Source organism: Veillonella nakazawae, from assembly GCF_013393365.1.
In the GTDB taxonomy this organism is placed as follows: domain Bacteria; phylum Bacillota; class Negativicutes; order Veillonellales; family Veillonellaceae; genus Veillonella; species Veillonella nakazawae.
Map to the genome: position 1 here is coordinate 1438930 of NZ_AP022321.1, position 12963 is coordinate 1451892.

The 12963-nt window shown below is 39.2% G+C and carries 11 protein-coding genes; all 11 read right to left on the reverse strand.

The genetic code is table 11. From position 1 onward, the window contains the following. Positions 1-153: 153 nt before the first annotated feature. Positions 154-1632 (reverse strand): TolC family protein, encoded by a 1479-nt coding sequence (locus tag VEIT17_RS06525; protein WP_178885343.1) that lies wholly within the window; start codon positions 1630-1632, stop codon positions 154-156. Positions 1633-1674: 42 nt separating this feature from the next. Continuing rightward, a complete protein-coding gene (locus tag VEIT17_RS06530; protein ID WP_178885345.1) occupies positions 1675-2934 on the reverse strand; it encodes an MlaD family protein in 1260 nt (419 codons plus the stop codon). Next, on the reverse strand, positions 2934-3692 hold the full coding sequence (locus VEIT17_RS06535; protein ID WP_024066737.1) for an ABC transporter ATP-binding protein: 759 nt from the start codon (positions 3690-3692) through the stop codon (positions 2934-2936). Before VEIT17_RS06535 ends, VEIT17_RS06530 begins: the two co-directional genes overlap by 1 nt. A 20-nt stretch (positions 3693-3712) precedes the next feature. Continuing rightward, positions 3713-4474: an MlaE family ABC transporter permease gene (locus VEIT17_RS06540; RefSeq protein ID WP_129823838.1), complete on the reverse strand. Its 762-nt coding sequence runs from the start codon at positions 4472-4474 to the stop codon at positions 3713-3715. A gap of 31 nt (positions 4475-4505) precedes the next feature. Continuing rightward, positions 4506-6488 carry a SpoIVB peptidase S55 domain-containing protein gene (locus VEIT17_RS06545; protein ID WP_178885347.1) on the reverse strand — a complete coding sequence of 661 codons (1983 nt, stop codon included), beginning with the start codon at positions 6486-6488 and terminating at the stop codon, positions 4506-4508. Positions 6489-6500: 12 nt separating this feature from the next. Further along, positions 6501-6785, reverse strand: coding sequence for a biotin/lipoyl-containing protein (locus VEIT17_RS06550; protein WP_060924955.1), 285 nt, complete (start codon positions 6783-6785; stop codon positions 6501-6503). 88 nt (positions 6786-6873) lie between these two features. Beyond that, positions 6874-8217, reverse strand: coding sequence for a phosphodiester glycosidase family protein (locus tag VEIT17_RS06555; RefSeq protein ID WP_178885349.1), 1344 nt, complete (start codon positions 8215-8217; stop codon positions 6874-6876). 215 nt (positions 8218-8432) lie between these two features. Next, positions 8433-9818: a rod shape-determining protein gene (gene mreB, locus VEIT17_RS06560; RefSeq protein ID WP_060924957.1), complete on the reverse strand. Its 1386-nt coding sequence runs from the start codon at positions 9816-9818 to the stop codon at positions 8433-8435. Further along, a complete protein-coding gene (murA, locus tag VEIT17_RS06565) occupies positions 9799-11064 on the reverse strand; it encodes a UDP-N-acetylglucosamine 1-carboxyvinyltransferase (RefSeq protein WP_105086170.1) in 1266 nt (421 codons plus the stop codon). Before murA ends, mreB begins: the two co-directional genes overlap by 20 nt. A gap of 215 nt (positions 11065-11279) precedes the next feature. Beyond that, a complete protein-coding gene (gene glpX / locus VEIT17_RS06570) occupies positions 11280-12242 on the reverse strand; it encodes a class II fructose-bisphosphatase (RefSeq protein ID WP_005387249.1) in 963 nt (320 codons plus the stop codon). 66 nt (positions 12243-12308) lie between these two features. After that, positions 12309-12953, reverse strand: a complete 645-nt coding sequence (gene fsa / locus VEIT17_RS06575; RefSeq protein ID WP_060924959.1) for a fructose-6-phosphate aldolase — start codon at positions 12951-12953, stop codon at positions 12309-12311. Positions 12954-12963: the final 10 nt, after the last annotated feature.

The window sequence follows — 12963 nt, forward strand, 5'->3', positions numbered from 1 at the left end:
GTTATACGACTACACATATATGGGAAATTAATTGCTTTTTTACGATAACACACTTAATCTAAACCAATATGAAATATACATATAAAATACGAAAGAAAATACTGAAGTAGCAAAAAAGACGACCGAAGTCGTCTTTTTAGGTTACATATTATATTATTGATTGCTACCAAGTTTAGCTAACTGTTCAGCTGCACCACTGTTTGCAATAATTTCTGCACCTTGTCCAACTGGAGTATTCAAAGGAACACCTGTCAATTGTTCAAGAGCAGCAATACTAATATTGTAATTATAAAGTGCTTGTACATAATTATTACGAGCATCTGTTAATTTAGTTTCAGCATCCAGTACATCAAGGTTTGTACCAACACCTGCACGATAACGAAGTGTAGCAATGCGGAAGCTTTCTTGACCTTGAGCGACTGCAGTTTGAGTGCTTTGGATTGTTTGCTCTGCAGAACGCAAGTTCAAGTATGCTTTTTGTACTGCTAGCAACACATTATCTACAGCGGCTAAGTTGGCTTCTTTAGCTTTTTCTAAAGTATCAGTAGCCACTTTTACTTTATTTTGTGTTGTACCGCCATCCCATAGACTCCAAGAAGCCTTTGCTCCAATATGCCAAGATTTGTTATTTGTACCAAAGTAACCATCTGGATCAGCATAACCACGACCGGCTTCTACACCAACTGTAGGTAAGTAGCCAGACTTAGCCTTTTTCAAAGTCTCTTCAGCCTCTTTTACGGCCATAGCAGATTTTACAAGCGCTGAGCGATGAAGCAATGCATATACTTTAGCTTGTTCTAATGTAACATTGTAAGGTTTATATTGTAAGTCATGTTCTGCCGTATTAATAGCTGTTTGTGCAGGATATGCAATGACTTGATTTAAACTTGCTTCTGCTAAATTTGCAGCGTTTTGTGCTTTTACAAGATTCGTTTCAGAGTCTGCGAGATTTGTTTTAGCAGCCAATACATCAGAACTAGCGACCAAGCCAACATTATATTGAGCTTGCACATTTGTTACATGACCTTGGTAATCTTTCACAGATTGCTGAGCCACATCAACAAGATTACGGTTCATAATTAACGTATAGTAGCCACTGATAGCATCGTATTTAGCTTGTTGCAATGATTCTTCATAACTTGCACCAGCCCCTTCTCGTGCATAACGAGATACATCAATAGACGCATCTAATTCAGGACTAAATACAGGTGCGCTAATCGTAAAACTATGACTACCAGTCTTGCTTGTTACGTTTCGTCCAGTCATAGCGCTCACACCATTACTTCTGGCCCCTTGCCACGAATAAGAAATACTAGGATTTTTACCAGCTGCGGTAGCACTTACAGTATCTTTTGCAGCTTGATAGTCCCATTTAGTTTGTTTTGCAGTACGGTTATTGGCCAATGCCAAATCTATAGTACGAGACTCATCGAGGTCCAATTTGTTCTCATATGTTTTGCTATCTTGAACAGATTTTTCAGCTAATTGCTTTTGTGTTAATTGAATAGCTTCTTTTTGATATTTGCTTAATTGGTCTCCATTATTAACGGAAGTTGTAACTACATCAGCAGCCATTGCACCTGTAGTAACCAAGGAGAGCATTACACCCAAGGATAAAACCTTTTTATTCATAACATGTACCTCCATACTCACCTAAAGTGAATGTATTAGTCTTTAAAATACTTGTTTGATACCAAAGTAGGTACCGCCATTCGTGGAACCGAACGGTCTGGTCATTTGAATAACCCCATAAGTATCTTTATGTAAACGTATATCACTACGAATACGATATTTACGATGATTAAGATCATACATAGCAGCAGACAAGGATACAGGACCACGTAAATTATAATCTACGCCCACGCCCAATTCACTTTCAAAAATACCACCACGTACTAACCATTTCGGACTAACAAATTTTCCTGCATTTAAATCGAATTTTGTATCATCCCCAATATTGGATAGGCCAATTTCTGCCATACCTTTATCGTTAAATGCACGAAGTCGACCATTGATGCGGAATTCATTATCTGTTGTGTTATACAACAGATCTACAGCTGGTTCAACCTTAGGGGAAGACTTTTTTTCAGTTGTGCCAACCTCTACAATATTTCCATTTGTATCAGTTTGATACGCCTTACCACCCATCAATTTATTGATACGAGCAGAAATTTGTGCCGTATTATGTAATGTTTCCTTAATATTTTCTTGTGCTTTAGGATCTGTTACCGTAGACTCCATGGAACGAGCCATATTATCTACACGATCCGTAGTTTGTTTTAAGTTAGTCAAAATCGCACGCATATCATTACCTGCATTACCATCTGCATTAAATTGCTGTGCCGCTTGATTTAGCTGTGCAGTTACATCAGCCATATTTTGTGTAATCGCTACTGCATTATCAGCCATTGTCGCTGTAGATTGCAAGGAATGCTTAAGTGCATTTTGCGTTGCAGGATCACCAATAATATTATTGATAGACTGCAACATTTTTTCGGTGCCATCCATTAATTTCTGAGCGCTTTGCATAGCTTTTTCCATAGCATCTGCACCTTCGCCCTTAACGGAATCACCATCTTGTAAATATACTGTAGAATGACCAGGTGAAATTTGGATAAATTTATCGCCTAAGAAACCATCTGACCCTAAAGTAAATATAGAATCACTTGGGATTTGTGTTTTTTCATCAACCTTCATTTTTACTACCACACCATGCGGTGTAATCTCAATATCAGAGACATTACCGATAGCTACACCAGAGTATTTAACTTGATTGCCATTTTTTAGACCATTAACTTGAGCAAAATCACCAGTAATTGTCATTTGCGGCTTAGCCCATATATCAATGCGGCCTACAAACAGTATGCCCGCAATAAATAATGCTATGCCTATTATCGTGAAAGCCCCTACCTTGGCCTCCGTCGTCCACTTCATTATACCTCTCCCATCACAGATACGTTAATTGGTTCTGCTTCACCATGAATAAACTGTTGTACCTTTTTATTTGTAGAATTCTTAAAGTCTATTGTATCAGAAATTTCCACAAATTTCCCCTTATCAAGTAAAGCTATGCGGTCTGCTACATAAAATGCAGATTGCATATCATGCGTTACAACGATAGAAGTACAACCGAGCCGTTGCTGCATTCCCTTAATCAACATACTAATCGTACCTGATGTAATAGGATCTAACCCGGATGAAGGTTCATCATAGAGAATTAAACTCGGATCTAACGCTATGGCACGAGCTAAGCTAACACGCTTCTTCATGCCTCCAGATAATTCGTTAGGCATATAGGATTCATACCCTTTTAAACCGACCCAATCGAGACGTTCTGCTACAATGCGTTTTATTTCATCATCTCCTAAGTCCGTATGCTGACGTAAGCCAAAGGCTACATTTTCACCTACCGACATAGAGTCAAATAATGCAGAGTATTGGAATACCATCCCCATTTTTCTTCGTACTGTATTAAATTCATCTTCAGATAATGTTGTAATATCTGTGCCATCTACTATAATCTGTCCCGATGTAGGACGCTGCAAGCCAATCAATAAGCGAAGTAGTGTACTTTTACCACTACCACTACCACCTAATATGACTAACGTCTCCCCATCATCGATGGTGAGATTAATAGAGTCTAAAATCACACGCGACTCATAGGCAACTACAACATTGCGTAGTTCTATCATAAATCCCTCTAATGCATCTACTAATATAACAAGGTAGATAAAATGTAATTTAATACAAATACTAAAATGATACTAGTTACTACAGAACTAGTTGTGGAGAATCCAACCGCTTCAGCGCCCATTTTAGTTTCCATCCCCTTGTAAGCACCTACCAATGCAATGACAGCACCAAATACGCTAGATTTCAAAAGACCTAGCGTAAAGTCTGAAATGGTAGAAAACATTTGAATAGAATCTAAATAAGTACTTGGCGCCAGACCTTTGATAGCAGTAGCTACAAAGTAACCACCTGCAATACCAATGACTACACCATAAAATGCCAAAATAGGCACCATAATCATACATGCTACTACACGAGGTACCACGAGATAACCAACAGGATCGACAGCCATAACACGTAACGCATCAATTTGTTCAGTTACCTTCATTGTACCAATTTCAGCCGTGATAGCGGCGCCAACACGGCCGGCCAGTACAACCCCTACTAAAATAGGCCCTAACTCACGACCCATAGCAACAGCCATAAGACCACCTACAGTGCTTTGAGCTCCATATGTAATCAATACATCTGTAATCTGTAAGGTCATAACCGCCCCTGCAAATAGTAGCGTTAAGCTAATAATCGGCAATGAATCTACACCTAGGTGAGCCATCTGCTGGAATACATGCCACAGATTAATCATTTTCAGTTGTTTTATTGTTTGCCACACTAATAATGTAGCACTACCCATCTGTGATAGGCCGTGTATTACAACACGACCTATCGATTCAAGCCAATTCAACAGTCTAGCCCTTTCCCCTTACATTTTCAGCTTATTCAGCTGCATTAGTATCATTTACTTTGGATTCATCCTTTTTATCAGGTGTTTTTTTGTCTTGTTTATCAGACTTTTTCACATCTTTTTTACTGGATTTATCCTTTTTTGATTGGTCTTCCAACTCTAATTTATGTTCCATCTTGATTTGATTTTTAACTTCTTTTACGCGTTTAGCTAGTGCTTTATCACGATCAGCTGGCTTCATAACATGAATTGTAAATTGACCATCACCTTGAACGATGTACTCTGTATCAATAGCAGTCTTTTCGATTTGATTGTCATCATCCTTATTGGAACCCAAATCTTCTTGGCCAATTTTTTTCTTTACATCCCCTGGCATAGGTTTTGATTCCACATCTTTAAGTTTCGCTTTTTTAACAGATTTGGAACCATCTTCATCAACAAGGCTAATGCCATCTTCTAAAAACTCTACAACGATTTGATTATTCGTATCAGTCTTTTGAATTTCATCATAAAGCTCATCAAAATCTTTATGAACTTTTAATCGACGTAAGATTTCATCAGTTAAATTGTATTTTTGTTTTTCTAATACATAAGGCAATGGGATTTCACCGCCCCCACGTACCTCTAAGGTATACTGACCAACAGCTTGATCTTCAGGAACTTTAAAGAAGATTTGTTTAACAACCTTCTCCCCGCGGAATGGCTCCAATGTTACATCTACAACGATTGTATCCCCAGGAGAAACAATGGTAGAAGATGCAGACGCATCAATAAGCTTTGCAGTTTTCTTATCTTGTGTTACTTCAGTTTCTACAGAGATATCAGAGATTTCATAATTAATGAATCGGTTATTCATAAGAACATCGATAACATTGTAGAACTCATCAACAGCCTTCTCTGAAATAGAGTCAGAACTATAGAACATATTAGTTCGTGTCAACGGTTTATGTTCTTTACCTCTTGGAGTAATAGTATAAGAAATTGTAGCTGTACCAGCGCCACTACGATCTAATGTTTTATTCAACATATTATATAGAGATGTAGCCGCTAAGGTCGGTGTCATTTCACTATCTTCAATGACCTTAACAGAGCTAGTTTTATCACGTCCCATATCAAGGTCTTTTAAATGGAAGCGCATAGGAATACCTGGAGAGATCACTCCAGATACGCCAGCAATACCAGCACCTCTATCTTCAGTTACTGAGCCTACTTCCTTGCCCATAGAGCCTAATTTGAAAGCAGCATCATAACTTTTAACTACCGTAAAGATACTTGCATTGTGCATAAAGTAGTTTGAAGAGCCATGTTTCAAGAATGGATGACCAAAGGCAACAATCTTTTCACCATCTACATAGGTAACAGTACCAATAGCACCAAGTTTTAAGTCACCATCAACTAATAATGCGGCTACAGAGCCACCAGCCTCCAAAGGCTTTGCAGTTTCATCCCCACTAGCACTAGCTGTATCATATGTTTCATATTTATATTGTGGCAGCTTGGATTTAAAGTAATCCATGGACGCTGCATCAAAGCCATATGCCATAAGTGGTGTGCCAAGAGGAATCAATTGTTTATCATCCCATGGTCTAGATAGGTTCTTCTCATATGGAATATTCCATAATTTCACCATATCTTCAATAGGGGTAATCATCCCGATCGTACCGTCTGCAAACCCCCAACCATAGGCAACAGCACCAACGAGCTTGCCATTTATATATACAGGACTACCACTCATGCCATGAGCAATGCCTCCAGTTTTTTCCATAACAGGACCAGAGAACTTTGCCAAAATAAGATGACCAGATGGCCCCTTATCCTTCATGACACCCAGTACCTTTACATCAAAGGTTGAAATGGTATCTCCTACAATTACAGTTTTTGCAATACCTTCCATACCTGTATTTACATCATTGACAGGCATGAAATCAACAGCCTGTGCAGCTGTAAGTGAAGTACAGAAGAAAAGCGCCAGTATCGCTTTTCTATACCGACGCCAAGAATGAGAAAACTTCATTCCTTCTCTCCTTTATTTACTTTCTACTGTGACAACGATTTGATCACGAGAAACGTCTGAACCCACTGTAACATTAACCGCCGTTACAGTACCAGTTACAGTAGATTTAGCAGCAGCCATAGGGCCAGCCAATGTCTCTACAGTTACCAATGTTTGACCTTCTGTTACAGCAGAGCCAACAGAAACTGTAGAAGCAACTTTACCTGTTAATACACTTTGGTATGATACAGGGGCCGCCATTACAGAGTTAACACTTAAAATGCCTAAAGCAGCTAAGGCCAACACTACTCTTTTCATAACGATCCCTCCTTTTACAAAATTAGTTATGTATTTATAGTATACTAAATTATTACTAATATTTCAAACAAAATTGTATGCAACGAATTCATTTTATAATTACAATATCCTCATAGGTCGTAGGATTTGGAGTAGCTTTATGTACATACGTATCATTAACCACTAAATCAACACTACCTTGATTTGATAATTCAGCACCATCTACGACGCCTAGCTTAGATAACAGTTTGGCCCCTTCTTGTTGTGTGACCCCTACGGATTGAAGGCCTGCTTTATCAACAGTAAGGACCACTAAATTATGATCTTTTGTGGTTCCTATGAAACTACGAGCTTTATTATGGGTCCCATCAGCACCTACATAGTTACCATTCTTCAACACCATAGTACCCGCTTGTAGCGCTGCACCACCAGTAGTGCTAACTTGTGCTAACTCCGGTCTATTTTGAATCGTAATCGGTGTGCCCACTTTTAATTTACGCAGTGCATCTCTTGATTCTCCATGCCCAGATAATACATATTGGTTTTCTCCAATTTTAGAATTTCCTTTTTGACCACTAACGACCTTACCATTGGCTACAGTCACTTCATAGCCGAAGTCATTAGTTTTTGTAGAAGGCCCATAAGCTGATGTATATAGGGTCAAGGCATTTTCTTTACGTCCTGTATTAACAGATGTAATTAGGAAGGTATCTTTTTGTGTTTTAGCTTGTAATAAGGGTCTCTTTTCCTCAATAAAATATCCCCGATTTGGTGTATATCGCAAGGTGCCACGATTAGAAATACGCTCTAAATCAATCGTTCCATCACTAGCTACTGAATAAGGACGATCAAAACTTCCACCCTTTACCTTTGCTCCAATGATGGCAGTATGAGATTGAATCACAGATGATAAGGTTTTTCCTTCTGAAACATGGGCTACTACCATAGGTGAATCATTATCAACGGATAACGCAAAGGCTTGAATCTTACCTTCTGCTACAGTGTTATTAATCTTGCTATACGTAACGGATTTATTTACATCTTTTGTTGTTTGTTGAGCATAGCTAGAAAATAAATCCACTACAATACGCGATGGTTTTTCCAATGTAAACTCATGGTGTTGTACATCCTTATTAGCTGTCAATGTTACTTGTAAAGCACCATTAACAGGTTGCAAGCCAATACCTTTTAAAACACCTGTTTTCGTGTTATTTTGAGCTACAGGTCCAGTCAATCCATTTATCGTACCACCTAGGTTAAGGGTAAGAGCATGTGTAGACTCATTATAAGATTTAGTCCAAGATACAGGCATTTCAGACACATCTAATACGATTCGACTTGTACCTTCGTGATTAGATACACGTACGCCGGTTAAATTTCCAGCTTCAGCATAAGGTATTGTACTGCCTAGAAAGCCTAACACAGCAAAAGTCATATATAAATATCGTTTCATTTACAATTCCTCTATAGCGACAACCTATATTAATAGATTTATATTCATACATCAATTTTATACAATATACTTTTACTATAGTATACATCATAAAGATGAAAATTACAAAAAGGATGCACTAAAAAAGAAGTTACTATCTACCGTCATTCCAATTTTCAATGGCCTATCTATAAATAGTAACTTCCTCAAATTTTACATTATTTCAATGAAATATTTTATTGTAATTCATCCAATGTATCGCGCAATTGTGACATTTCATCAAGAGCTTTTGCAACCCCTTTGATAACAGCATATCGTGGAGACTCAACTAAATAAGATGCAATACCAACAGAACGTGTAATAACACGATCTAAACCATCGATGAGAGCACCGCCACCTGTCAGAATGATACCATGATCATTAATGGCTGCTACAAGTTCTGGAGGTGTTTTTTCTAAAATCGATTTAATGCCTTCTAGAATATTCATCACTTGCGCCTCTAAAGCACGTTGAATTTCTAAGGAATTAACAGCGACCATCTTAGGTAGTCCAGAGCTAGCATCACGCCCTCTAACCTCTATAGTTCGTTCTTTAGCACGTCGATCTACGGTACCAACAGAAATCTTTATCTTTTCTGCTGTTAAAGGTCCAATAACAAGTCGCTTCTTACGACGTATATAGCGAATAATAGATTCATTGAAGGAATCTCCCCCAATGCGAAGGGATTCACTCACAACAACGCCAGTATCACAAAGAACGGCAATATCAGTAGTACCGCCACCTACATCGACAACCATAGCTCCAACTTGGTCAGCATCATTGAGACCTGTACCCATAGCTGCTGCTAATGGTTCCTCTATAAGAACAGTCTTTTTAGCGCCCGTTCTAAGTAAAGCCTCTAAAATAGCACGTTTTTCAACAGGCGTAATTCCAGATGGCACACATACGATAATACGCGTTTTCATCAATCTAGAAGCAGGCACAACGGAACGAATAAAGTATTTTAACATAAATTCGGTCATATCGTAATCTGCGATAACGCCCGCTTGAACAGGACGAATAACAGATATGCCTTTAGGTGTACGCCCAACCATAGAACGTGCAGCTTCACCTAACGCGAGAATATCTCCGGTTTTATCATCACGCGCAATATAGGCAGGCTCATCTAAGACTAGCCCTTTCCCTTTAGCAAAGATAAGAATATTGGCAGTTCCCAAATCTATACCTAAGTCAAAATTCAATGAACGATTCAATCGTCCCATTAAATCGCCTACTTGTTCAGGACGAACTAAACGCTTTAATGTCATAGCAGGTGTAGTTTTCGCTATGGCAACAGTTTCACGATTACGACGCTCAACACGACGCATTTTGGTGACTTTAACCATTGCTTCGCGCATATTGGAAGCCAAATGGCTAGCTTGCTTAGCTACGCCCTCTGAAAGCTTCGTAGACTTGCGTTTCGTCCTTCGTAATGGTTTACGATTAGAACTAGTTTTAGCATTTTCAACCTTTGCAGCACCTAAGTTTTGTTGCTCGTTGTATAAAGCCGGCCCTTTTGAGCGCCGGCTTCGTTTCTTTTTATTCTGTTTTGGCTCTGTACTTTTATTCGTCAACCCGAACAATATCAGCACCTAACCTTTGCAATTTACCTACGAAATCATCATAACCACGATCGATATGATGTAGACGACCAACTTCAGTTCTACCTTCTGCAGTCAACGCAGCACAAACAAGAGCCGCACCTGCACGCAAGTCTGTAGCATTAACTACAGCACCATGTAAGCGTGGCATACCTTCTACAATCGCTTGACGATTGTCGATATCGATATGGGCACCCATTTTGCGAAGTTCCGCAACGTGCATGAAGCGATTTTCAAATACAGTTTCTGTTACAGTACTTGTACCTTCAGCGATTGTAGTAAGCGCCATAAATTGAGCTTGCATATCTGTTGGGAAACCTGGGTATGGTAATGTTTTAATATCAACAGCTTTAATGCCTTTGCCAGTACTGATAACGCGAATACCATCAATTTCTTCCTCTACAGTAACGCCAGCTTCTTTTAACTTAGCTACTACTGGTTTCAAATGTTCTGGCAATGCATTTTCTACAAATACGTCGCCACCAGCCATAGCAGCGGCAATCAAATATGTACCAGCTTCGATACGGTCAGGAATAACAGTATGAATTGCACCATGTAATTGAGGCACACCTTCAATGCGAATTACATTTGTACCAGCACCGCGAATATTAGCGCCCATTGCATTCAAGAATGTTGCTAAATCAACGATTTCAGGTTCTTCCGCAGCATTTTCGATAACAGTTTTACCTTCCGCCATGGAAGCTGCCATAATTACGTTTTCTGTAGCCCCTACACTTGGGAAATCCAAGTAAATTTGAGTGCCTTTAAGACCTTCTGGAGCATGAGCATATACATAATCTTCAGTAATTTCAATTTTAGCACCTAGTGCTTCGAATGCTTTTAGGTGAAGATCGATAGGACGTGCACCAATTGCACAACCACCTGGCATGGAGATTTTAGCCTCCCCTTTGCGCGCCAAAAGTGGCCCCATTACGAGGAAAGATGCACGCATTTTGCGTACAAGCTCATAAGGAGCTTCCGTAGCAGTCAATGTAGACGCATCGAAGATAATTTCATCATCTGCTTTATTACGAGTAATTTTAACCCCCAAAGACTCGATAACTTGGCAAATTGTACCTACATCTTCCAAATTTGGAATTTCAAGTAATTTACTAGGTGTTGATGCTAGCAAAGTACCGGCAATAATAGGGAGTACCGCATTTTTAGCACTACTAACACGTACACGGCCTTCCAACCGGTTGCCACCTTGAATGATTAGCTTTTCCAACAGAATTCCTCCTACACTTTATATCGATCATCTTGTATGAACTACAAGACGTTGTATTTATAACGTCATATACTAAATGTTATTATACTATTTTTCGATATATCTCATCAAGAGACTGTGAGAAAATACTGAGAAAAAAAGCCCCTCATTTGATATGTACCCCCTTTACTGGTTGTCCAGTAAAGGGGGTACATATCAAATGAGGGGCTTAATTATTATTTTGCTTTTAAGGATTTTAGCTTTTCATCCATATGCACTGTATCTAAGAAACGAACAGTACCTGTTTTAGAACGCATTACGATAGTATGTGTACGCGCACCACCTGGGAAGTATTGAATAGCATTCAATAAGTTACCGCGAGTAATAGCAGTAGCCGCAAAGATAACATCATCTGTACGAACTAGATCATCCAATGTAAGTACTTGATTTACATCGGTAATGCCCATTTCATGACAACGACGAATTTCTTCTTCTGTTTCTGGTTTCAAGCGCGCTTGCATATCGCCACCTACGCATTTCAAAGCGGCTGCAGCCAATACGCCTTCTGGTGCACCACCAGTACCAACAACCATGTGTACCCCAGAGCCTTCAATACAACATTCCATAGCTGGGTTAACATCACCATCAGAAATTAACATAATACGTGCACCAAGATCACGAGCTTCTTTCATCAAGCCATGATGACGCTCACGATCAAGCATTACAAGTGTAATTTCATCAACATTGCGATTCATTTTTGCAGCTACATTTTTAATATTTTCTGTTAAAGATTTTGTAATATCGATAGCACCTGCACCACGAGGACCAACACAAAGTTTTTCCATGTACATATCTGGCGCATGTAACAAGCCACCTTTTTCAGCAATAGCCATAACTGCAATCGCACCATTTTGGCCTTTTGCAATTAAGTTTGTGCCTTCAATAGGGTCAACTGCAATATCTACTTCTGGGCCACCTGCACCTACATGTTCACCAATGTAAAGCATAGGAGCTTCATCAATTTCGCCTTCGCCAATAACTACAGTACCAGAAATACGGACGGAGTCAAATGCTTGACGCATTGCGTCTACCGCAAGACCATCCGCTGCATCCTTCTGACCGCGACCAAGTAAACGACCACTGCGCAAAGCAGCCGCTTCAACGACACGAGCAAATTCCAAAGATAATGTACGATCCATAATAGGCCTCCTTATAAGTCCTGTGTGTATTGTAATATGACCCTTACATCGAGTCGAATACTTAACTTATTGATTAGCTTGTTTCCAATCTGCCATAAACTTTTCAAGCCCTGCATCTGTTAGTGGATGTTTCATAGCTTGCATAAGCACTTTAAATGGCACAGTTGCAATATGAGCACCAGCTTTTGCACATTGAATGATATGCAATGGTGTTCTCACACTAGCCGCAATAATTTCAGTTTCAATGCCATGAATAGCAAATATATCTGCAATATCTTGAATCAATGTAAGTCCATCCATGCTGATATCATCAATACGGCCAACAAATGGGCTCACATATGTAGCACCTGCACGAGCTGCTAACAAGGCTTGATTGGCAGAGAAGATTAAGGTTACATTAGTTTTAATACCTTCTTTGCTCAAAACCGCAACAGCTTTAAGCCCTTCTGGAGTCATAGGCACTTTAATAACTACATTAGAGCCTAATTTTACTAGATCATGAGCTTCAGCAATCATACCTTCTGCATCAGAAGCAATAACCTCTGCACTTACAGGCCCCTCTACAAGATTTGCAATTTCGGAAATAACTTGTTTTAAGTCGCGTTTAGCTTTCACGATAAGGGATGGATTTGTAGTAACACCATCAATAAACCCAAAAGCATACGCTTCTTTAATCTCATCAAATTCTGCGGTATCAATAAAGAACTTCATCAAATGCCCC